This window comes from Ktedonobacter sp. SOSP1-85 (assembly GCF_016587415.1).
Taxonomy (GTDB): domain Bacteria; phylum Chloroflexota; class Ktedonobacteria; order Ktedonobacterales; family Ktedonobacteraceae; genus Ktedonobacter.
Genome location: NZ_BNJI01000002.1, coordinates 2,152,196 through 2,178,022, shown reverse-complemented (window position 1 = coordinate 2,178,022; position 25,827 = coordinate 2,152,196). Strand labels below are relative to the sequence as shown.

Here is a 25,827-nt window from a genome sequence, read left to right as displayed (position 1 = left end):
GAGATAGATGCAAAAAACCGATAAAAGAGGTGCTCACCTTTCGCCACAGCAGGCTCGTCTCTGGCCCTGGTTGCAGGATAAACCATGGCTACGTGTTCAGTGCGCGCTGAAGATCACGGGCGATCTAAATCCTCGCCTTCTGCAACAGGTGCTACAGCATGTTTGCCAGCGCCACGAGATCCTGCGTACGACCTTTGAGCGCGTGCCCGGTATGGAGCTACCCGTACAGGTAATCGGCGAACAGCTTGAAGTAGCATGCCCGCTTATCAGTCTTGAGCAGCTTAATGCAACGGCACAAGAAAGCGCGTTAGAAGAGCATTGGCAGGATCTGCTGTGGCGTCCCTTTGACCTGGAAATAGGGCCGTTGCTGCATACGCAATTGTTGCGCCTGGCTCCTCAAGCGCATATTCTCTTGCTCAGCGTACATGCCCTCTGCGCCGATATGACGACGCTCAAACAGCTCAGTATCGCCATCTCGCAAGCATATGCAGACGCCTCGCGTCATCAGGATGATGAAGATGAGGAAGAGCCGCTCCAGTATGTGAACGTCACCGCCTGGCTGAATGAACTGCTCCAAGAGGATGAGGCGGAGGAGCAATTCGCGCACTGGCGCAAGATAGATCTCTCTCAGCTCCAGGGTATGACCCTGCCTTTTGCGCGCGAGCAGGGCAGGCAAGTGCCAGACTGGCAGGGACCAGCGCAGCTCACGTTTGAACCTCGACATGTTGCGCTGGCTCTAGGAGACACAGCACAACAAACAATGCGGAGCGCGAGAGAGCATTTAGGGGTCTCGACTGAGACACTGCTGCTGACGGTCTGGCAAATGCTCTTATGGCGCCTGGCGCATAATCAGGATATAGTGCTGGGCATGCTCTACGACGGGCGCCCTTATGAAGAGCTTGCGGACCTCGTAGGCCCCTATGCTCGCATGGTACCGGTTCGCACACGCATCATGGAGGGTCGCTCCTTCGCCTGGCATCTCCAGCAGCTTGAGCAGGATTATCAGCAATCCCTTGAAAAACAGCTCTATTTCACCTGGGAGAACACGCCTTCGGTTACGCGCGAGCCGCGCTACTTCCCGGCAAGCATTGCCTATGAGTCCTGGCCGAATCCCGGCACCGACAATCCTGTCACATTCTCGCTCCAGCGTCAGGAGAGCCATCTAGAGCCATTCCAGTTGCAACTGCATATTCAGGAGCGTGATGGCGCGCTACAATTCCGGCTTCGGTACAATGCTTCGCGCTTTGCGGAACAGCAAATCCACTATCTGGGCAAATTATTTGTACAGCTGCTTACCGTAGCGATAAAGCACCCGGAAGCACCCATACATACATTGCCCCTGCTAAGCGAAGAGGAGCAGCGCCAGGTTCAGGCCCGCTGGCAAGGTATCCACCGCGACTGGCCCTTTGCTCCCCTGCACACCCTCTTCACCCACCAGGCAGAGCAGCACCCCCAGGCTCCCGCCCTGCGCTGGGGCCTGGACCTCTGGAGCTATGAGCAATTGGAGCAGCAGAGCAACCAGCTCGCCCATCTCTTGCAGCAGCACGGCCTGCGCTCCGGTGGGCGCGCCGCTCTCTGCCTGCCCCGAGGGGCCACTGGCCTCATCAGCCTGCTGGGCGTGCTCAAGGCTGGAGGGGCTTATGTCCCCCTCGACATGGAGGCACCCGCCGCTCGCCTGGCTCACCTCCTCGAACAGATCGAGCCTGCTCTCATCATAAGCAGCGCGCAGGTCCAGGAGCGTCTCCCTCAGGCAAACGCTCCCCTCCTGCTCTGGGAGACCCTCGGCCAGCAGCTGGCGACCTGTCCCAAGACGCCCCCCTCCGTGGAGGTCACGCCACACCAAATCGCCTATGTGATGTATACCTCCGGCTCCACTGGCTGGCCCAAGGGCGTCGAGGTCACCCACATGGGCGTGAGTAACTACACCCAGGCCCTTTGTGAGCAACTGGCCCTCACGCCAGGGCTGCACCTGGCTACCGTCTCCAGCCTGGCAGCTGACCTGGGCAATACCAGCATCTTCTGCGCCTGGGCCTGCGGCGGCTGCCTGCACCTCCTCTCCGAGGAGCAGATCCGTGATGGCGCAGCCTTTGCTGACTATGCACGCACCTCTCCTCTCGATGTGCTCAAGATCGTGCCCTCGCACCTGCAAGCCCTGCTCGCGGGGGGAGGAAGTGACGTTCTGCCACGAGCACACTTGCTCCTGGGGGGCGAGGAGCTCCGCTGGTCGCTGGTTGAGCAACTCCAACAGCTGGGCGGCTCCTATCGGCTCTACAACCACTATGGACCCACCGAGACCACCATCGGGGCTCTGGTCAATGAGCTGGGACCCATCGAGCAGGTGGCGATCCCTCCTCAGGAGCAGCGTGGGCGGAGCGTGCCGCTGGGTCGTCCCATCGCCAACATGCAGGCCTTCATCCTCGACGAGCAGCAGCAGTGGGTGCCCACCGGTGTCAGTGGGGAGCTCTACCTGGGCGGCGCGGACCTGGCGGCAGGCTATGTCCAGCAACCCGAGCAGACCCAGGAGCGCTTCCTCGAGCTTCTCGTGGGAGGAGAGAAGCAACGCCTCTATCGCACGGGCGACTGGGTCCGCGAGGGCGAGGAGGGCACGCTGACCTTCCTCGGGCGACGCGACGACCAGATCAAGCTGCGGGGCTACCGCATCGAGTTGGGAGAGATTGAGGAGCAAGTGCGCCACCATGGAGGGGTGCGCGAGGCCGTGGTCCAGCTCTGGCAGGAGGAGGGCGAGCCCGAGCAACTCGTGGGGTATGTCGTGCCGTGGGAGATGCCAGGACCCGGTGCCCAGCAATTGCGTGAGGCCCTGGAGGCTCAGGTTCCGGGCTACATGCTTCCCAGTGCCTGGGTGCAACTGGAACGCTTGCCCCTGACAAGCAATGGCAAGCTTGATCGTCAGCGCCTGCCCAGACCTGAGCGCGAGTCACAGGCGACGCCCGAGCGGAGAGAGGAGGCGCGTACCCCGGTTGAGGAGCTGATGCTGGGCATCTGGGAAGAGGTGTTAGGCAGGAAGGGACTGGGCAGGCAGGAGAACTTCTTCCAGGCAGGCGGGCATTCCCTGTTGGGGACGCGGCTGATCGCCAGGGTGCGGGCGGTCTTCGGCGTGGAGATCCCCATTCCCTGGCTCTTTGAGGCTCCTACTATCACACAACTCAGCGAGCGCGTCGAGGGCCAGCTCAGAGGAGGGGAGCAGACAGCCATTCCGAGAATCGGGCAAGTCTCGCGAGAGGAGCCGCTGCCACTCTCCTTCGCCCAGCAACGCCTCTGGTTCCTTGACCAGTTAGAGCCGGGGCAGGCGACCTACAATGTGCCAATGGCTCTGAAGCTCAAAGGCACTCTCGTAGCCGGCGCCTTTGAGCGGAGCTTACAGGCGGTGGTGAACAGACATGAAGTGCTACGTACCACCTTTGCTACCCGAGACGGGGAGCCGGTACAGATCATTCACCCAACTAGCCAGGTCGATGTCACCTGGATTGACCTGAGCCGACTGGCGGGGCAGAACCAGGCAGAGGAGGAAGAGCGCCTGGCGAGGCTGGAGGCGCAGGCTCCCTTCGATCTAGCACATGGACCCCTGATGCGTGTGACGCTGATCAAGAGAGCTGAAGATGAATATGTGTTGCTGCATACAGCTCACCATATTATCTCAGATGCGTGGTCACACCTGCTCTGGCAGCGTGATATGGCGGCTTTCTACAATGCATTTACAGGCGGAGAGACTGTTTCACTCTCCGAGCTACCCATCCAGTACGCCGATTTTGCCGCCTGGCAGCGCAACTGCCTCCAGGGAGAGGTATTCCAGGCACAACTAGACTTCTGGACACGACAGCTCGACAGCATTCCAGCTCTGTCATTGCCAACGGACCGGCCACGTCCGCCGCGACAGTCATTGCATGGCGCTTCTACCTCGCTGGTCGTGCCTGCGGCATGCAACAAAGCATTGAAAAAGTTAAGCCAGGACAACGGCGCCACCCTGTTTATGCTCTTACTAGCAGCCTTTCAGGTCCTCCTTGCCCGCTATACTGACCAGGACGATATCGCTATCGGGACGCCTATCGAGGAGCGTAACCATACGGAGGTAGAAGAACTCATCGGTTTCTTCACCAATACACTTGTAATGCGTGGCAACCTCACGGGAAATCCATCCTTTGAAGAGGTGCTACAACGGACGCGAATGGTGGCCCTGGAGGCATACCTACACCAGCAAATGCCCTTTGAGAAGCTGGTCGAAGTGCTCCAGCCCGAGCGAGATCTCAGTCGTTCGCCACTCTTCCAGGCGATGTTTATCCTGGTCCACGCTGAGTCCGCGACAGAAGAGCTACACGGCCTGAGTCTGAGTCCCATACAAGCTAGAGATGAGACCGCCAAGTTTGATCTGACGCTCTCGCTCTTTGATACTGGCCAGGAACTGGAGTGCGAGGTCGAGTATTGCAGCGATCTCTTCGATGAAGAGACAATGGTCAGGTTCCTGAAGCACTATCAGTTACTGCTAGAAACGCTTGTGAGCCATCCGCAACAGCGCATCAAGGATATTCCCCTGATCCTTGAGGAGGAGCGCAGGCAGATACTCGACGCCTGGAATGCCACGCAGGTCACCTCTTCCTCACAGATGTGCCTGCATGAACTCTTTGCCGAGCAGGCGAGGCGCACGCCAGACGCTGTGGCCGTGCTCAATGATGGCGAACAGATTACGTACAGCGAGCTAAACAGGCGCGCGAATCAGCTTGCCCACTACCTGCAAACCCGAGGGATAACGCAAGACACGGCGGTGGGTCTATGCGTCGCACGCTCAATACAGGCCTTTATCTGTGTGCTGGGCATCCTTAAAGCCGGGGGAGCCTACGTGGCGCTCGACCCAGCCTATCCGGCGGAGCGCCTGGCCTTTATGCTCGAAGAGGCCGCCGTCTCTGTCTTGCTGACGCAGCCTGAGCTCGCAACCCTCTTCCCTCTACCCAACCTTCAGAGCATAGATGTTGAACAGGATTGGGAGTATATTGCGCAAGAGAGCGGAGAGAATCCAGGTGGCGCGGGCAATGCTGAGCAGCTACTCTACATTATCTTTACTTCTGGCTCGACGGGGAGGCCCAAAGGGGTCTCCATGCCTCACCGGGCCTTGAGGAACCTGGTTGAATGGCAGTATGCGCAACCGGGATATAGCGAGCCAGCGCGGGTATTGCAATTCTCATCGCTGAGCTTCGATGTCTCGTTTCTGGAGGCTTTCTCGACCTGGTATGCCGGTGGGAGCCTGCACTTGATCTCGCCTGAAATGCAGCAGGACCCGGTGGCCTTGTTGCGTTATATGGATCAGACCGCCATCGAGAGGGCATTCTTGCCCTTCTCCGCCTTGCTCCACCTGGCGGAGGCCCACTCGCTCTCCCAGGTGCTGCCAGCACATCTGCGCCTGGTGGTCTCGACCGCCGAGGCATTACAGGTTAACCAGGCCATTCGTGACTTCTGCGAGCGCCTGCCTGCCCTGGAGCTTATCAATGAGTATGGGCCATCGGAGAGCCACGTCGTAACGGCGTTGAGGCTAGAGGGCGCGCCCCGGGAGTGGACGGTCATACCAGACATTGGCTTCCCCATCTATAATACCGAGATCTATCTCCTGGATCGATCACTGAACCTGGTACCCGTGGGCGTCCCTGGAGAGCTTTATATTGGCGGGGTCAGCCTGGCACGTGGCTATTTTAACCGGCCAGATCTGACGGCGGAACGCTTTATCCCTGATCCCTTCGCACGTGTCGCAGGCAGGCGACTCTATAAGACAGGTGACCTGGCTCGTTATGGCCGAGACGGGGCCATTCAGTATTTAGGGCGCAGCGACGAGCAGGTAAAAATAAGGGGGTATCGTATCGAGCCGGGCGAGATCGAGGCGGTTATCAGTGGACATCCGCTGGTGAACGAGGCCGCGCTAAAAGTGCAGGGTGTGGAAGGCCGGGAGAGGCAGTTGGTGGCATACGTGGTCATCAAAGATGGCCAGTCACTCTCCTTACGTGAGCTACGCAGATACGCAGGCGAGCAACTACCAGAGTATATGCTACCAGTCAGGCTGGTGGAGATGGAGAGATTGCCACTCAGTCCCTCGGGAAAGGTAAACCGCAAACTCCTGCCCGATATACAAGCAGGCGAGGAGGCGAAAGGCACAGAGGAGAGGCAGGGTCCCCGAGATGGACTGGAAGAACTGGTCCTTCAGAGCTGGCAGCAAGTTTTGCCACAGCAGCAGCTCGGCATCTACGAGAATTTCTTTGAGATCGGTGGGCATTCACTGCTCGCCACCCAGGTCATCGCGCGCCTCAGGCGCCTGACAGGGATCGAGGTGCCAGTGCGAGCACTCTTTGAAGCTCCCACCGTCGCCCAGTTAACCGCGCAGCTCCAACGAGAGTTGCGCCAGGAGCAGCAGACAGAGGCGCCAGCCATTGTGCCGGTACGCCGTAGCTCGCCCCTCCTCCTCTCCTTTGCCCAGCAGCGGCTCTGGTTCCTGGATCAATTTGAACCAGGCAGTACGGCTTATATCATTCCTGGTGTCTTACGCCTGCGTGGCGTGTTGGATGCTCAAGCGCTGGACCGGGCGCTCAATACAGTAGTCCAGCGACACGAGATCCTGCGCACGACCTTTGTGAATACGCAAGGCGAGCCAGTTCAGCAGGTCGGTACGACGCCAAAGACACAACTAACATTTCTGGATCTGCGCTCCTTCCCATCGGCAGCGCGTGAAGACATCGCCCAGAACCTAGTTCAACAAGAGCTGGCACAACCCTTCGACCTGGCATGTGGACCACTCTTGCGCGGCTGGCTACTCCAACTGGACACAGATGACCAGGTCCTGCTGCTATGCATGCACCATATTATCTCCGATGGCTGGTCCCTGGAGATTCTGATGCGCGAGCTGACCGTTCTCTACGAGGCCCTGCAACGGGGCGAGCTCAACCCTCTGCCACCATTGCCGGTACAGTATGCCGACTATGCGCTCTGGCAACGCTCCTGGCTACAAGGGGCGGTCTTACAGGAGCAACTGGCCTACTGGAAAGAGCAGTTAAGCGGGATTACGCCACTGGCCCTGCCAACTGATTATCCGCGCCCACCTATCCAGACGCTGCGAGGCGCACGCGTCCAGCAAATACTGCCAGCCAGGCTGCTAACACAATTGCACGAGTTGTCACGGCGTGAGGGCGTCACGCTCTTCATGACCCTGCTGGGCGCTTTCCAGGTCTTATTGGCGCGCTCCTGTGGCCAGCTCGATATCGCGGTGGGGACCCCCATCGCTAATCGCACGCGGCAAGAGATCGAGGGGCTGATTGGCTTCTTTGTCAACACCCTGGTTTTGCGCGGTGATCTCTCGGGCGATCCCTCCTTTGTAGAGCTGCTCACGCGGATTCGCGAGGTCTGTCTGGGCGCCTATGCACACCAGGATCTCCCCTTCGAGCAAGTCGTCGAGGCCATCCAGCCACAACGTGACCTGAGCCGTTCTCCACTCTTCCAGGTTATGTTCACCTTGCAGCAGGCTTCCTCGCTAGCATCTGAACAGAGGCCCCTGGGATTGCAGATCGAAGATTTCCCTCAGACAGGGGTCACGGCGAAATTTGATCTGACGCTTACACTGACCGAAGCCTCGCAGGGCCTCTGGTGTGAGATGGAATATAATCTTGACCTTTTTAAGGAGAGTACAATCACGCTTCTGCTCTCGCACTGGCAAACCCTGCTGCAAGCGATTGTGGATACCCCCCAGGCTTCTATCCAGGCCCTGCCTGTGCTCAGCGAGCAGGAACGTCAGCAGGTGCTTTTAGATTGGAACCAGACCGAAGCTGCCTTTCCACAAGAAAATTGTCTGCATCACCTGGTAGAAGCCCAGGTCGCGCGCACGCCGGACGCTATCGCGCTGGTCTATCAGGATGAGCAGTTCAGCTTCTCACAGCTCAATGCGCGGGCCAACCTGCTGGCTCAACATCTGTGCAGGCTCGGAGTGGGGCCGGATGTGCTTGTCGGAATCTATATGGAACGTTCCCTGGACATGGTTATAGCCCTGCTGGCAACTCTCAAGGCCGGAGGAGCCTATATCCCCCTTGATCCAGGCTATCCCCAGGAGCGCATAGCATTTATGCTAGCAGACAGCCAGGCAGCAGTGCTTCTCACGCACTCTCTGCTGCGTGAGCACCTGCCAGCCTACGCGGGCCAGGTCTTCTGCCTCGATCAAGACTGGTCAGTTGAGGAAAGTAATCCCCAGGAGATTGTGGAGGTTCGCGCGGGTCACCTGGCATATATGATCTATACATCAGGCTCTACGGGCCGCCCCAAAGGGGTCATGGTCACACACGGGGGCATCTGTAATCACATGCATTGGATGCAGGACCGCTTCAGATTCTCCGCTGCTGACCGGATCTTACAAAAGACTCCCATCAGTTTCGATGCCTCAGTATGGGAGTTCTATGCCCCCTTAGCGGCTGGCAGCCAGCTTATTCTTGCGCCACCCGAGAGTCACCAGGATAGCGCAGCCCTGCTCAAGCTTATTGTGCAGCATCAGATAACGACCATTCAATTTGTCCCGACTATGCTTCGCCTCATCTTGCAAGAGCCTGGCATAGAGCATTGCCAGAGCCTGAAGTCAGTCTTTTGCGGGGGTGAAGCCCTCACGCAGGATCTACAGGAGCGCTTCTTCGCTCTTTCACCAGCAAAGCTTATCAATTTGTATGGCCCGACCGAAACAACAGTTCAGGTCACGGCCTGGGAATGTGAACGCGAAACGAGGAGGGTGGCTGTGCCTATTGGGCGCCCTATCGCGAATAGCAAGATCCACCTGCTCAATAGTCATATGCAGCCGGTACCCATTGGGGCGCCTGGAGAACTTTATATTGGCGGAAGCGGGCTGGCACGCGGCTATTGGCAGCGCCCCAATCTGACTGCCGAGAAGTTTGTACCAGATCCCTATAGCCCGGGTGAGGGTGCGCGGCTCTATCGCACAGGCGATCAGGCCCGCTATCGCGAAGATGGCATGCTTGAATACCTGGGGCGCATTGATCAGCAAGTGAAGCTACGCGGCCAGCGTATTGAGCTGAGCGAAGTAGAACATGTACTTATGGAGCACCCGGACGTAAGCACCTGCGTTGCACTGGTAAGAAATGACGTGGGAGCAGAGACCTGCCTGGTCGCGTACCTGGTAGGCAACGAAAAAGCCTCCCTCCCCTCCATAAGCGAGCTGAGGCGCTTTGCCCAGGATAAATTACCTGGCTATATGCTACCAACCTTTATTCTGCCCCTGACCAGTCTACCACTTATGGCCAATGGCAAAGTCGACGTCAAACAGCTTCCCGCGCCTGATAACGATGCTATTCAACCACAGGAGGCAGAGCATGCACTCTCGCCCGTGGAAGAGTTAGTCTTGCAGAGCTGGCAAGAGGTCTTACAGCGCGAACAGCCCGGGCTGTTCGAGAACTTCTTTGAGATCGGCGGCCACTCCCTGCTCGCTACCCAGGTCATCTCTCGCCTGCGCCACATGACCGGCGCCGACATCCCGGTCCGCACCCTCTTTGAGGCTCCCACCATCGCCCAGTTGAGCAAGCGCCTTCAGCAGCTGTTGAGCCAGGGACACCAGCAGCGGGAGGTTCCACCACTAGTCCCCGTCTCCCGCAACCAGCGCCTTCCGCTCTCCTTTGCCCAGCAGCGACTCTGGTTCCTCTCCCAGCTCGCTCCCGAGAGCAGCGCCTATACCATTCCCTTTACTGTCTCCTTCCAGGGACAACTCGACCAGCGTGCCCTCCAGCTGAGCCTGGAGCAAGTGATCCAGCGGCACGAGGTCTTACGCACCACCTTCCACCAGCAGGCGGGCGAGCCCTTCCAGGTCATAGCCCCCCGAGCCAAGGTCCAGATTGCCCTGGTCGACCTGCAAGCCCTCCCGCTTGCACAGCGTCAGCGTGAGGCCCAGACCTTGAGCGCGCAAGAGGTCAGCGTCCCCTTTGACCTGGAGAAGGGGCCACTGCTGCGCTGCCGCCTGCTGCGCCTGGACGAGCAAGACCACTGGCTGCAATTGAGCATGCATCACATCATCTCCGATGGCTGGTCCAGCGCCATCCTGGTGCGAGAACTGACCAGCCTCTACCAGGGGCTGCATACCGGCAGCGAGGTCGTCCTGCCTCCTCTGCCAATACAGTATGCCGACTATGCGCTCTGGCAGCGCTCCTGGTTGCAGGGCGAGGTCCTGCGCGAGCAGATTCGTTACTGGACCCAGCAGTTGAGCGAGGCCAGGAGCGTACAGATCCCAGGAGACCGGGCACCACAGGTCATGCGTAGCGAGCAGGGGGCAAGCTATGAGTGGACTATCACAGAGGACTTGGCTCAGCGGCTGAGGCAACTGAGCCGGCAAGAGGGGGTTACGCTCTTTATGCTGCTGCTAGCAGGTTGGCAGACCTTGCTCTACCGGCTCAGCGGGCAGGAGGATATCGTCGTGGGGACCGATAGCGCCAACCGTTCCCACCTGGAGACCGAGGGGCTGATCGGCTTCTTTGTCAATCTACTGGCCCTACGGACAAACCTAGCCGGAAATCCTGTTTTTCTGCATGTCCTGCGAGGGGTACGCGAGATGGTTCTGGGAGCCTATATGCACCAGGAGCTTCCCTTTGAGATGGTGGTCGAGCATCTGCGTCTGGAACGCGTGGGCAATCGCACGCCGCTCATCAATGTGCTTTTTGTGATGCAGAACGTGCCAGCATCCGATGCCGAACTTCCAGATCTACATGTGGAGTCTGTAGATCGCGAGCAGACCCTCGCGAAATTCGACCTGGCCCTCTTCTTGCTCGAAAACGCTGAGGGTCTGAGCTGTTCCGTCCAATACAGCACAGATCTCTATGACAAGGCAACAATCGCACAGGTAATGAGTCGCTATACAGCCCTGTTAGATGACATCGTGGCCCATCCTGAATGGCCAGTAGACAGCCTGGAGATTCGCTCAACAGGTGAAAGAGGAGAGGAGGAAAGGATGAAGCAGCAGAATACACGCGCTCGCCAGGGCAGGTTAAAGAGGGTGGAGCGCACAGGGATTGAACTTGGATGATTTGTACTCATATGCTTTTTTGCTAGAGAAGAAGTCAGGAGTAGACAGATAGATGCAGGCGATACCAATAAAAGGGTTTCATCTCTCTTTTCAACAAGAGCATCTCTGGAGGTTGGCTCCAGGAAGCCAGGCATATCGCGTTCAATGCGCGCTCTCACTGGAAGGGGCATTGGATACGGTTGTCCTTCAGCAAGCGCTACATCTTGTGGTGGAGCATTATGAAATCTTTCACACCACATTTTATACAGCGCCAGGGATGGAACTCCCCATGCAGGTGCTGAATAGCAGCGAGGCCTCCTATCAATTCATCGATATCGCGCACCTGGATGAAGAGCTACAGCAGGGTCTTTTAGAGGAGCAATGGAACAAGCACCAGCGAAGCAACTTTGATTTAGCGCATGGCCCCCAGGTACGCGCGACCTTGATCCGCATCACTGATCAGAAACACACGCTATTGCTAAGCGCGCCCGCCCTCTGTACAGATCTCTTCACGCTAAAACTGCTGGTTCCCGCCTTGCTGCGAGCCTACCAAGCATATAAAGAGGGACAGGACGTGCGCTTTAGCGAGGATGAATTGCAATACATTGATGTCTCCTCCTGGCAAAGCCAGATTTTACACGATGAGGACGCGGAACAACAACAAGCCTTCTGGCGCAAGCAGAAGCTCTCGCAGTATATACACATGGCCCTTCCTTTTCAGGCTGATAGAAAGAAAAGCGTCAATAAAGGCAAGGGAGAGGCACCACAACCTGAGCAGGTCGAGGCCACACTGGAGATAGCGCAACAACGCCAGCTCTTAGCGCTCAGCCACCATCACGAAGTAACACCTGAAGCCTGCTTGCTCGCATGCTGGCAAATCCTGCTCTGGCGCTTAATAAAAGAAACCCCTTTCATTGGTCTCACCTGTGATGGAAGACCAGATGAGGCCTTGGAGGCTGTGGCCGGCCCCCTCGCCTGGACGGTCCCCTTCACGCTGAATACGCCTCTCACGGATCAGCATATTTGCGCCTGGGTCCTCAAGCAGACCGGGCATGTATTGCAGGAAGCGCAGGAGAAGCAGCTCTATTTTCGCTGGGAGGAACTGGCGCCTGAACTGGAGCGACAGGAGCAGCGCTTTCCCCTCAGCTTCGCCTACCAGCAATGGCCTGAGCACTGGCAGGTTGGTGGTCTCCAAGCTCGCCTCCTGCGCCAGAGCACCTGGCAAGAGCCTGCCTCCCTCCATTTACACGTTCTCCAGATGGGCGAGCGCCTCACGCTCCAGTTGCGCTACCAGCCAACCCTCTTCACCTCCACCCAGGCGCAGCAACTCCTGAGCATGCTTCAGCACGTCATCGAGCAGGTAATCGCGGCGCCTCAGACCCCCCTGGGCACCCTGACCCTCCTCAACGAAACGCAGCAGCGCCAGGCTCAGACCCGCTGGCAAGGTATCCGCCGCGACTGGCCCTTTACTCCCCTGCACACCCTCTTCACCCACCAGGCAGAGCAGCACCCCCAGGCTCCCGCCCTGCGCTGGGACCTGGACCTCTGGAGCTATGAGCAATTGGAGCAGCAGAGCAACCAGCTCGCTCATCTCTTGCAGCAGCGAGGGCTGCACTCTGGTGGGCGCGTCGCTCTCTGCCTGCCCCGAGGGGCCACTGGCCTCATCAGCCTGCTAGGCGTACTCAAGGCTGGAGGGGCTTATGTTCCCCTGGATATGGAGGCTCCCACCGCTCGCCTGGCTCATCTCCTTGAACAGATCGAGCCTGCTCTCATCATAAGCAGCGCGCAGATCCAGGAGCGTCTCCCTCAGGCAAACGCTCCCCTCCTGCTCTGGGAGACCCTTGGCGAGCAGCTGGCGACCTGTCCCAAGACGCCCCCCTCCGTGGAGGTCACGCCACACCAAATCGCCTATGTGATGTATACCTCCGGCTCCACTGGCTGGCCCAAGGGCGTCGAGGTCACCCACCTGGGCGTGAGTAACTATACCCAGGCTCTCTGTGAGCAACTGGCCCTCACGCCAGGACTGCACCTGGCTACCGTCTCGAGCCTGGCTGCCGACCTGGGCAATACCAGCATCTTCTGCGCCTGGGCCTGCGGCGGCTGCCTGCACCTCCTCTCCGAGGAGCAGATCCGTGATGGCGCAGCCTTCGCTGACTATGTACGCATCTCTCCTCTCGATGTGCTCAAGATCGTGCCCTCTCACCTGCAAGCCCTGCTGGCTGGTGGCGGAAGTGACGTTCTGCCACGAGCACACTTGCTCCTAGGGGGCGAGGAGCTCCGCTGGTCGCTGGTTGAGCAACTCCAACAACTGGGTGGCTCCTACCGGCTCTACAACCACTATGGACCCACCGAGACCACCATCGGGGCCCTCATCAATGAGCTGGGACCCATCGAGCAGGTGGCGATTCCTTCCCAGGAGCAGCGTGGGCGGAGCGTGCCGCTGGGTCGTCCTATCGCCAACATGCAGGCCTTCATCCTCGACGAGCAGCAGCAGTGGGTGCCCACCGGCGTCAGCGGAGAGCTCTACCTGGGCGGCGCGGACCTGGCGGCAGGCTATGTCCAGCAACCCGAGCAGACCCAGGAGCGCTTCCTCGAGCTTCTCGTGGGAGGAGAGAAGCAACGCCTCTATCGCACGGGCGACTGGGTGCGCGAGGGCGAGGAGGGCACGCTGACCTTCCTCGGGCGACGCGACGACCAGATCAAGCTGCGCGGCTACCGCATCGAGTTGGGAGAGATTGAGGAGCAAGTGCGCCACCATGGAGGGGTGCGCGAGGCCGTGGTCCAGCTCTGGCAGGAGGAGGGCGAACCCGAGCAACTCGTGGGATACGTCGTGCCGTGGGAGATGCCGGGACCCGGTGCGCAGCAGTTGCGTGAGGCCCTGGAGACTCAGGTTCCTGCCTACATGCTTCCCAGTGCCTGGGTGCAGCTGGAACGCTTGCCTCTGACAAGCAATGGCAAGCTTGATCGTCAGCGCCTCCCCAGACCTGAGCGCGAGTCACAGGCGACGCCCGAGCGGAGAGAGGAGGCGCGTACCCCGGTTGAGGAGCTGATGCTGAGCATCTGGGAAGAGGTGTTAGGCAGGAAGGGGCTGGGCAGGCAGGAGAACTTCTTTCAGTTGGGAGGGCATTCCCTGCTGGGGACGCGGCTGATCGCCAGGGTGCGGGCGGTCTTCGGCGTGGAGGTCCCCATTCCCTGGCTCTTTGAGGCCCCCACCATCGCACAACTCAGCGAGCGCGTCGAGGGCCAACTCAGAGGAGGGGAGCAGACAGTCATCCCGGGGATTGAGCCAGTCTCACGAGAGGAGCTGCTGCCGCTCTCCTTCGCTCAGCAACGCCTCTGGTTCCTCCATCAGCTCGATCCTCAGAGCACTGCCTATACGGTCTTTAATGCTGTGCGGCTGGGCGGCACTCTGCATCCCACAGCACTCCAGCAGAGTCTCCAGGCATTGCAGCAACGCCACGAGAGCCTGCGCACCACCTTTGAAGAACAGGATGGGGAGGTGGTGCAGCGCGTGCATCCACAGGCACAGGTGGACCTGCAAGTCGTGGACCTCTCTGAATCTCTAGGCGAGCACAGGGAAGAGCGGATACAGCAGCGGATACAAGCAGAGGTGGAAAAACCATTTGATCTCTCGCGAGGTCCCCTCTGGCGAGCGACCCTGCTCAAGGAGAGAGAGAACGAGCATATCTTGCTGCTCTCAATGCACCATATCATCTCTGATGGCTGGTCGATGGGGGTCCTGGTACGGGAGCTCAGCGCACTCTACCAGGCGTTTGTGGAGCATCAGCCCTCACCCCTGGCACCATTGCCCATCCAGTATGCGGATTACGCCGCCTGGCAACGGCGCTGGTTACAGGGCGAGGTATTGCGCGAGCAGGTGCGCTACTGGACGCGCCAGCTCAGCGAGGCACGAGCAGTCGAGCTGCCCGGCGATTATCCACGTCCACAGGTCATGAGCCAGCGCGGGGCGCACGCAAGTTTTCGCCTGGATGAGGAGCTGACGCAGCGGCTGAAGAAGCTCAGCCAGCAAGAGGGAGTCACGCTCTTTATGCTGTTACTGTCAGGCTTACAGGTGCTCTTGTATCGGCTCAGCGGGCAGGAAGATATCGTCGTGGGGACCGATAGCGCCAACCGCTCGCGCCTGGAGACCGAAGGGCTAATCGGCTTCTTTATTAACATCCTTGCTATGCGCACAAAGCTCAACGGCAAAATGTCCTTTCGAGAAGCGCTCCAGCAGGTACGCGAGATGGTCCTGGGGGCTTACATGCACCAGGAACTCCCCTTTGAGACGGTGGTTGAGCATCTGCGCCTGAAGCGCGTCGGCAGCAGAACGCCACTCATCAACGTGCTCTTCGTGATGCAAAACGTTCCCATGACCGAGGCTGAACTGCCCGGCCTGGTACTTGAGGGAATAGATAGTGAGCGCAACACGGCCAAATTCGACCTGGCCCTCTTTATTACTGAGGACGAGCAACAGTTGTATGGCTCGATCAACTATAGCACTGACCTCTTCCGCGCAGAGCGTATAGCGGCATTCTGTGAGCGCTATCAAGCCCTGTTGCGCTCGATTGTCACCCAGCCAGATGCGCAACTTGTAAGTCTGGAGATGGCAACCGAGGACGAGAAGGAACGGAAGACAAAGGAGCAGCAGGTCATGCGCCAGCAACTCAAGGGGCGCCGGGCTGGACGCCTCCAATTGCCTGGCAACGCGGAATGATCATCATTATTGAAAAAAAGACAGTTCTTATCTGGTATAGAGGAGCGAGTTCATGCAAACAGCAGATGTACAAGCGGTTCATCTTTCCCAGCAACAGGAGCGCCTGTGGGGATGGTTGCAGAACCACGAGGTCGAGCGCACACAGGGAATGTTCCTGTTCGAGGGACCCCTTTCCTTTGGAGCATTGCAGGAGGCTCTCACGCAGCTGGTAGAAGGCCACGAGATCTTGCGAACTAGCTTCGCCATCCTGGCAGGCATGGATCAACCTATGCAGATGATCCAATCACCTGCCGCGCTCCTCCCGCCACTCATGAATCTGAGCTGCCTGGACGAGGAGCAGCAGAAGACCATACTTGATGAGCATTGGCAGACTCAGCACATGCAGCGAAGGGATCTCCAGGGAGAGCATGTACTCACAGCCGAACTCTTTCAGCTGGAAGAGGAGAGGCATGTACTTCTCCTACGCCTGTCGGTGCTCTGCGCAGATGCCGAGACGCTCCAGGTCGTGCTCGACGACCTCTTGAAGCGTTATCAAGCCATTCTCAATGGGGAGGGCCGGATGCAGGACGAGGAAGAACTGCAATACGTCGATATCAGCGCCTGGCAGCAGGAGTTGGGACAGGGGGACGAGAATGATAGTCAGCAGGAATTCTGGCGCGGCTTTGACGTGGGGGAGAGGCGCTCGGTACGCCTGCCATTTGAACGAGAGGAGCGAGATGCACGCCCTCCCAGGCGCGCTCAAACGCTTGAGGTGAATTTGGAGAGAGCCTGGCAACAGAGGATACGGCTAAGCGGGGCATCGCTGGAGGCATATATCCTGGCCTGCTGGCAGATTATGCTCTGGCGACTCACGCGGGAAAATCCCCTCATCGGCGTGGCCTGCGATGGACGAGGAGACGAAGACCTGCGCCGCGCGCCGGGTCCCTACGCCCGCACAGTTCCCTTCGCCCTCACCCTCGATGCCAGCATGCCTTTTGAGCGCGCTCTAACCAAAACGTCATTAGCCCTACAAGAAGTACAGGAGAAGCAGCTCTATTTTCGCTGGGAGGAACTGGCGCCTGAACTGGAGCGACAGGAGCAGCGCTTTCCCCTCAGCTTCGCCTACCAGCAATGGCCTGAGCACTGGCAGGTTGGTGGTCTCCAAGCTCGCCTCCTGCGCCAGAGCACCTGGCAAGAGCCTGCCTCCCTCCATTTACACGTTCTCCAGATGGGCGAGCGCCTCACGCTCCAGTTGCGCTACCAGCCAACCCTCTTCACCTCCACCCAGGCGCAGCAGCTCCTGAGCATGCTTCAGCACGTCATCGAGCAGGTAATCGTGGCGCCTCAGACCTCCCTGGGCACCCTGACCCTCCTCAACGAAACGCAGCAGCGCCAGGTCCAGACCCGCTGGCAAGGTATCCGCCGCGACTGGCTCTTTGCTCCCCTGCACACCCTCTTCACCCACCAGGCAGAGCAGCACCCCCAGGCTCCCGCCCTGCGCTGGGGCCTGGACCTCTGGAGCTATGAGCAGCTGGAACAGCAGAGCAACCAGCTCGCTCATCTCTTGCAGCAGCGAGGGCTGCACTCTGGTGGGCGCGTCGCCCTCTGCCTGCCCCGAGGGGCCACTGGCCTCATCAGCCTGCTAGGCGTACTCAAGGCTGGAGGGACTTATGTTCCCCTGGATATGGAGGCTCCCACCGCTCGCCTGGCTCATCTCCTTGAACAGATCGAGCCTGCTCTCATCATAAGCAGCGCGCAGATCCAGGAGCGTCTCCCTCAGGCAAACGCTCCCCTCCTGCTCTGGGAGACCCTTGGCGAGCAGCTGGCGACCTGTCCCAAGACGCCCCCCTCCGTGGAGGTCACGCCACACCAAATCGCCTATGTGATGTATACCTCCGGCTCCACTGGCTGGCCCAAGGGCGTCGAGGTCACCCACCTGGGCGTGAGTAACTATACCCAGGCTCTCTGTGAGCAACTGGCCCTCACGCCAGGACTGCACCTGGCTACCGTCTCGAGCCTGGCTGCCGACCTGGGCAATACCAGCATCTTCTGCGCCTGGGCCTGCGGCGGCTGCCTGCACCTCCTCTCCGAGGAGCAGATCCGTGATGGCGCAGCCTTCGCTGACTATGTACGCATCTCTCCTCTCGATGTGCTCAAGATCGTGCCCTCTCACCTGCAAGCCCTGCTGGCTGGTGGCGGAAGTGACGTTCTGCCACGAGCACACTTGCTCCTAGGGGGCGAGGAGCTCCGCTGGTCGCTGGTTGAGCAACTCCAACAACTGGGTGGCTCCTACCGGCTCTACAACCACTATGGACCCACCGAGACCACCATCGGGGCCCTCATCAATGAGCTGGGACCCATCGAGCAGGTGGCGATTCCTTCCCAGGAGCAGCGTGGGCGGAGCGTGCCGCTGGGTCGTCCTATCGCCAACATGCAGGCCTTCATCCTCGACGAGCAGCAGCAGTGGGTGCCCACCGGTGTCAGTGGGGAGCTCTACCTGGGTGGCGCCGACTTGGCGGCAGGCTATGTCCAGCAACCCGAGCAGACCCAGGAGCGCTTCCTCGAGCTTCTCGTGGGAGGAGAGAAGCAACGCCTCTATCGCACGGGCGACTGGGTCCGCGAGGGCGAGGAGGGCACGCTGACCTTCCTCGGGCGACGCGACGACCAGATCAAGCTGCGAGGCTACCGCATCGAGTTGGGAGAGATTGAGGAGCAAGTGCGCCACCATGGAGGGGTGCGCGAGGCCGTGGTCCAGCTCTGGCAGGAGGAAGGCGAGCCTGAACAGCTGGTGGGATACGTCGTGCCGTGGGAGATGCCGGGACCCGGTGCCCAGCAGTTGCGTGAGGCCCTGGAGACTCAGGTTCCCGGCTACATGCTTCCCAGCGCCTGGGTGCAGCTGGAACGCTTGCCTCTGACAAGCAATGGCAAGCTTGACCGCCAGCGCCTCCCCAGGCCTGAGCGCGAGTCACAGGCGACGCCCGAGCGGAGAGAGGAGGCGCGTACCCCGGTTGAGGAGCTGATGCTGGGCATCTGGGAAGAGGTGTTAGGCAGAAAGGGACTGGGAAGGCAGGAGAACTTCTTCCAGTTGGGAGGGCATTCCCTGCTGGGGACGCGGCTGATCGCCAGAGTGCGGGCGGTCTTTGGCGTGGAGGTCCCCATTCCCTGGCTCTTTGAGGCCCCCACCATCGCACAACTCAGCGAGCGCGTCGAGGGCCAGATCAAGGGAGGAGAGCAGAGTGTGATCCCGGGGATTGAGCGCGTCTCGCGAGAGGAGGCGCTGCCGCTCTCCTTCGCCCAGCAACGCCTCTGGTTCCTGCACCAGCTCGATCCTCAGAGCACCGCCTACACCATTCCCAATGCCGTCCGCCTGCGCGGCTCCATCGATATCCAGGCCCTCGACCTGGCCTTGCACCTCGTCATCCAGCGTCATGAGAGCCTGCGTACCACCTTCCCCTCCCAGGGCGCAGTGGCTGTCCAGCATATCGGTGCTGCCCCCTCCTCCCCGCTCACCGTGCTCGATCTGCGCTCCCTGCCTCCGGCTGCACGCGAGCCCATCGCACGCAGCATCCTCCAGCAGCATCTTGCCCTGCCCTTCGACCTGGCTCATGGCCCGCTCTTGCGCAGCTGGCTGCTCCAGCTCGACTCCCAGGATCAGGTCCTGCTGCTCTCAATGCACCATATCATCTCCGATGGCTGGTCCAGCGGCATCCTCACCCAGGAACTCATTCAGCTCTACCAGGCTGCCTCCCAGGGGCTGCCACCCACCCTGCCACCTCTGCCCATCCAGTACGCCGACTACGCCCTCTGGCAGCGCCAGTGGCTCCAGGGCCCCGTCTTGCAGGAGCAGCTCTCCTACTGGAAAACCCAGCTGGCGGGCATCACCCCCCTGACCCTGCCCACCGATGCCCCTCGTCCCGCCATCCAGCGCGTGGAGGGCGCTCGCCTGCACCAACTCGTGCCCCTCGACCTGCTCACCCGGCTGCAAGCCCTCTCCCAGCGCCAGGGCGTCACCCTCTTTATGACCCTGCTGGCCGCCTTCCAGGTCTTGCTCGCACGCCTGAGTGGACAGCAGGATATCGCCGTGGGCACCCCTATCGCCAATCGTACCCGCGACGAGGTCGAGGGCCTCATTGGCTTCTTCGTCAATACCCTGGTCCTGCGCTGCGACCTCTCGGGCACGCCCTCCTTCCTCGACCTGCTCACCCAGGTGCGCCAGGTCTGCTTGCAGGCCTATGCCCACCAGGACCTCCCCTTTGAGCAGGTCGTCGAGGCCGTCCAGCCCCAGCGCGACCGCAGCCGCTCGCCCCTCTTCCAGGTCCTCTTCAGCCAACCCAACCTGCCCACCCAGGCCGAGGAGCCGCTCTCCCTCGCCACCGAGGAGTTCCGCCTGGAGCAGCACACGAGCAAGTTCGAGCTCCAGGTCGTGGTCGCCCCCAGCGAGCAGGGCCTGCGTACCACCATCGAGTACGCCACGGCCCTCTTTGCCCCTGCCACCATCGCTCGCTTGCTGCGCCAGTGGCAACTGGTGCTTGAGCAGCTCCTTGACGCACCCGAGCAGCCCATTGGGCGCCTCTGCCTGCTCAGTCAGGACGAGCGCGACCAGCTCCTGCACCACTGGAACCAGGCACAGGAGCCCCTGCCACCGCTGAGTGTGCAGCAGCTCTTTGAGGCACAGGTAGCCCGCACTCCCGAGCGCATCGCCCTCATCTGCGCTGAGGAGCAGCTCAGCTATGCCACCCTCAATGCGCGCGCCAACCAATTGGCACGCACCCTGCGTGCCCAGGGCGTGGGACCCGAGGTCCTGGTGGGCCTGTGCCTCTCGCGCACTCCTGAGCTCCTCGTCGCGCTGCTGGCCGTGCTCAAGGCGGGGGGAGCCTATGTGCCCCTCGACCCGGCCTATCCTCGCGAACGCCTGGCCTTCATGAGCCAGGATGCGGGCCTGCGCGTCCTGCTCACCCGGCAGGAGCTACGCGAACGCCTGCCCCACAGCGAAGTCCCGGTGCTCTGTCTCGATCAGCAGTGGCCCACCATCAGCCAGCAGCGCGCGGAGAACCTCCAGGTACAGGTGCTCCCAGAGCAGTTGGCCTATATGATCTATACCTCCGGCTCCACCGGCCAGCCCAAGGGCGCCATGATCACCCAGCAGGGTCTGCTCAACTATGTCACGTGGAGTCGACAAGCCTATGACGTTGCCGGGGGAACGGCGGCCCTGGTCCACTCCTCTCCCAGCTTTGACCTGACCGTGACCAGTCTCTACCCGGCCCTGCTGGCTGGTTGCGGCGTCCGGTTGCTCCCGCAGGAGCAAGACCTTCAGGCCCTGGCCCAGCAGGTGCGCAACAGCCAGCAGATGAGCGTGCTCAAGATCACCCCGGCGGGACTACGCGCCCTGACCGAGCTCCTGGGGGAACGCGCGCTGGCGGGAAAGGTGCGCGCCCTGGTCATCGGAGGTGAGGCCCTCGCCAGCGAGGTGGTAGCCCCCTGGCGCAGGCACGCTCCGCAGACTCGGCTGATCAACGAGTATGGACCCACCGAGACCGTGGTGGGCTGCTGTGTCTACGAGGTCGGGGCAGAAGATACAGTGGAGGGCGAGGTGCCCATCGGGCGGCCTATCGCGAACACACAGCTCTACGTCCTCGACGAGCACCAGGAGCTGGTCCCTATCGGTGTGGAGGGTGAACTCTACATCGGAGGGGTGGGCCTGGCGCGTGGCTATCGCCAACGACCGGAGCAGACTGCCGAGCGCTTTGTGCCTCATCCCTTCAGCGAGCGAGGAGGCGAGCGGCTCTACCGCACCGGGGACCGGGCGCGCTACCGCGCGGATGGCACGCTGGAGTACCTGGGGCGACGCGATGAGCAGATCAAGCTGCGTGGCTACCGCATCGAGCTCGGCGAGATCGAGGCGGCGCTCAATGGGCTGGCGGGCGTGAAGCAAAGCGTAGTGATCCTGCTGGGAGACACACCTGAGGAGCAGCGCCTGGTTGCCTATCTCGTCGGGGAAGAGGGCGAAGAGAAGCGACAGGTCAAAGCATGGCGCGATGAGCTGAAGCAGGTGCTCCCAGAGTACATGGTGCCCAGCCAGTATGTTCAGCTTGACGCCTTCCCCCTGACACCCAATGGCAAGGTCGATCGGCGTAATCTACCAGTTCCCGGCGAGAATGAGGTGGGAATGCCAGCGCAGGACGATGATGAAGATGCTCTCACGCCTATACAGGCACAGGTGCTACAGATCTTCAAAGAGCTCCTCAAGCTTCCACAGATTGGTCTGAACGAGAACTTCTTTGAGATTGGCGGTCACTCCCTGAGAGCGCTTCAGGTCATCTCGCGCGTGAATCGTCTGTTTGGCGTGAAGCTGGTCCCTGGCAGTATCTTTGAGGCTCCTACGGTTACCGCCCTGGCGGGCAAATTGCAACAGGAGATGCACCAGAAGCAAGTCGATTCTATACCGGCGCTTGTCCCTGTGCCACGAACGGAGGATCTACCACTCTCCTTCGCTCAGAAGCGGCTCTGGTTCCTCCATCAGCTCGATCCTCAGGGCACCGCCTATACAATCTTTAACGCCGTACGTCTGCAAGGTCGATTGAGTCAAACTGCGCTCCAGCAGAGCCTCCAGGCATTACAGCAGCGCCATGAGAGCCTGCGCACCACCTTTGAAGAGCAGGATGGGGAGGTGGTACAGCGCGTGCATCTCCAGGCACAGGTGGACCTGCAAGTCGTGGACCTCTCTGACTCGGCAAGCGAGCATAGGGAAAAGCAATTAAGCCAGCTGATACAAGCAGAAGCGGAAAAACCATTTGATCTCTCGCGAGGTCCCCTCTGGCGGGCGACCCTGCTCAAGGAGAGAGAGGACGAGCATATCTTGCTGCTCTCAATGCACCATATCATCTCTGATGGCTGGTCGATGGGGGTCCTGGTACGGGAGCTCAGCGCACTCTACCAGGCGTTTGTGGAGCATCAGCCCTCGCCCCTGACACCATTGCCCATCCAGTATGCGGATTACGCCGCCTGGCAACGGCGCTGGTTACAGGGCGAGGTGTTGCGCGAACAGGTGCGCTACTGGACGCGCCAGCTCAGCGAGGCACGGGCAGTCGAGCTGCCCGGCGATTACCCACGCCCACAGGTCATGAGCCAGAGCGGGGCTCGCTACGCGTTTCGCCTGGATGAGGAGCTGACGCAGCGGCTGAAGAAGCTCAGCCAGCAAGAGGGAGCCACACTCTTTATGTTACTGCTGTCAGGCTTACAGGTGCTCTTGTATCGGCTCAGCGGGCAGGAGGACATCGTCGTGGGAACCGATAGCGCCAACCGCACCCAGCTAGAGACCGAAGGGCTGATCGGCTTTTTCATTAATATGCTGGCTTTGCGCACCAACTTGAGCGGGAACCCCAAGTTCCTCAGTGTTCTGCGAGGAGTGCGCGAGATGGTCCTGGGGGCTTACATGCACCAGGAACTCCCCTTTGAGACGGTGGTTGAACATCTGCGCCTGGAGCGCGTCGGCAGCCGGACGCCGCTCGTGAATGTACTTTTTGTGATGCAGAACGTCCCCACAACAGAGGTCGAGCTGCCCGGCCTGGTACTTGAGGGAGTTGATCGTGAGAAAAACACGGCCAAATTCGACTTGGCACTCTTTGTCACCGAAGACGAGAACCGGTTGTATGTCTCGATCAACTATAGCACTGACCTCTTCCGCGAAGAGAGCATCGTGGCTTTTGCAGAACGCTATCAAGCCCTACTGCGCTCGATTGTCGCTCAGCCTAACACAAAGATAATAAGCCTGGAGATGGCAACCGAGGACGAGAAGGAACGGAAGACAAAGGAGCAGCAGGCCATGCGCCAGCAACTCAAGGGGCGCCGGGCTGGACGCCTCCAATTGCCTGGCAACGCGGAATGATCATCATTATTGAAAAAAAAGACAGTTCTTATCTGGTATAGAGGAGCAAGTTCATGCAAACAGCAGATGTACAAGCGGTTCATCTTTCCCAGCAACAGGAGCGCCTGTGGGGATGGTTGCAGAACCACGAGGTCGAGCGCACACAGGGAATGTTCCTGTTCGAGGGACCCCTTTCCTTTGGAGCATTGCAGGAGGCTCTCACGCAGCTGGTAGAAGGCCACGAGATCTTGCGAACTAGCTTCGCCATCCTGGCAGGCATGGATCAGCCTATGCAGTTCATAGGAGCACCCACCAGGCTCCTCCCGCCACTCGTAAATCTGAGTCGTCTGAATGAGGTCCAGCAAGAGGCTGTACTCGACGAGCATTGGCAGGCCCAGTGCATACAGCGGGGAGGGCACCTGGAGGAGGAAGCGCTCAAGATCGAACTCTTTCAGCTGGAAGAGGAGAGGCATGTACTTCTCCTACGCCTGTCGGCACTCTGCGCAGATGCCGAGACGCTCCAGGTCGTGCTCGACGACCTCTTGAAGCGTTATCAAGCCATTCTCAATGGGGAGGGCCGGATGCAGGACGAGGAAGAACTGCAATACGTCGATATCAGCGCCTGGCAAGAGGAGCTAGTGCAGGAGGGAGGGAACAATGGTCCTCAGGAGTTCTGGCGTGGCTTTGGCGTGAAAGAGAAGCGGTTGGCACCTCTCCCATTTGAGCGCGAGGGGCGACTGGTACGCCTGGCAGGAGGACAGACTCACGCACTCGAAATATATCTGGAGAGGGCCTGGCAGCTAGAGATACAGGAGTTGAGCACGCAAAGTGAGACATCGCTGGAAGCATATATCCTGGCCTGTTGGCAGGTTGTGCTCTGGCGGCTCACGCGGGAAAATCCCCTCATCGGCGTGGCCTGCGATGGGCGAGGAGACGAAGACCTGCGCCGCGCGCCGGGTCCCTACGCCCGCACAGTTCCCTTCGCCCTCACCCTCGATGCCAGCATGCCTTTTGTAGAGGCCCTGGATGAGACAGTGCTCACGCTACAAGAAGTACAGGAGAAGCAGCTCTATTTTCGCTGGGAGGAACTGGCGCCTGAACTGGAGCGACAGGAGCAGCGCTTTCCCCTCAGCTTCGCCTACCAGCAATGGCCTGAGCACTGGCAGGTTGGTGGTCTCCAAGCTCGCCTCCTGCGCCAGAGCACCTGGCAAGAGCCTGCCTCCCTCCATTTACACGTTCTCCAGATGGGCGAGCGCCTCACGCTCCAGTTGCGCTACCAGCCAACCCTCTTCACCTCCACCCAGGCGCAGCAACTCCTGAGCATGCTTCAGCACGTCATCGAGCAGGTAATCGCGGCGCCTCAGACCTCCCTGGGCACCCTGACCCTCCTCAACGAAACGCAGCAGCGCCAGGTCCAGACCCGCTGGCAAGGTATCCACCGCGACTGGCTCTTTGCTCCCCTGCACACCCTCTTCACCCACCAGGCAGAGCAGCACCCCCAGGCTCCCGCCCTGCGCTGGGGCCTGGACCTCTGGAGCTATGAGCAGCTGGAACAGCAGAGCAACCAGCTCGCTCATCTCTTGCAGCAGCGAGGGCTGCACTCTGGTGGGCGCGTCGCCCTCTGCCTGCCCCGAGGGGCCACTGGCCTCATCAGCCTGCTAGGCGTACTCAAGGCTGGAGGCACCTACGTGCCCCTCGACCTGGAGGCTCCCACCGCTCGCCTGGCTCATCTCCTTGAACAGATCGAGCCTGCTCTCATCATAAGCAGCGCGCAGATCCAGGAGCGTCTCCCTCAGGCAAACGCTCCCCTCCTGCTCTGGGAGACCCTTGGCGAGCAGCTGGCGACCTGTCCCAAGACGCCCCCCTCCGTGGAGGTCACGCCACACCAAATCGCCTATGTGATGTATACCTCCGGCTCCACTGGCTGGCCCAAAGGCGTCGAGGTCACCCACCTGGGCGTGAGCAACTACACCCAGGCCCTTTGTGAGCAACTGGCCCTCACGCCAGGGCTGCACCTGGCTACCGTCTCGAGCCTGGCTGCCGACCTGGGCAATACCAGCATCTTCTGCGCCTGGGCCTGCGGCGGCTGCCTGCACCTCCTCTCCGAGGAACAGATCCGTGATGGCGCCGCCTTTGCTGACTATGCACGCATCTCTCCTCTCGATGTGCTCAAGATCGTGCCCTCTCACCTGCAAGCCTTGCTCGCTGGTGGCGGAAGTGATGTTCTGCCACGAGCAC

At 60.3% G+C, this 25,827-nt stretch carries 3 protein-coding genes and 1 pseudogene; all 4 read left to right on the top strand.

Annotated elements, in window-relative coordinates:
- The first annotated feature begins 7 nt into the window (after positions 1-7).
- Positions 8-11,050 (top strand): non-ribosomal peptide synthetase, encoded by an 11,043-nt coding sequence (locus KTE_RS37585; RefSeq protein WP_201390856.1) that lies wholly within the window; start codon positions 8-10, stop codon positions 11,048-11,050.
- A 52-nt stretch (positions 11,051-11,102) separates the two neighbouring features.
- On the top strand, positions 11,103-15,746 hold the full coding sequence (locus tag KTE_RS37580; RefSeq protein ID WP_201390854.1) for a non-ribosomal peptide synthetase: 4,644 nt from the start codon (positions 11,103-11,105) through the stop codon (positions 15,744-15,746).
- A gap of 52 nt (positions 15,747-15,798) precedes the next feature.
- Positions 15,799-23,610: a non-ribosomal peptide synthetase gene (locus KTE_RS37575; protein WP_201390852.1), complete on the top strand. Its 7,812-nt coding sequence runs from the start codon at positions 15,799-15,801 to the stop codon at positions 23,608-23,610.
- A gap of 53 nt (positions 23,611-23,663) precedes the next feature.
- Positions 23,664-25,817, top strand: a pseudogene (locus KTE_RS37570) (AMP-binding protein); the annotation flags it as partial.
- Positions 25,818-25,827: the final 10 nt, after the last annotated feature.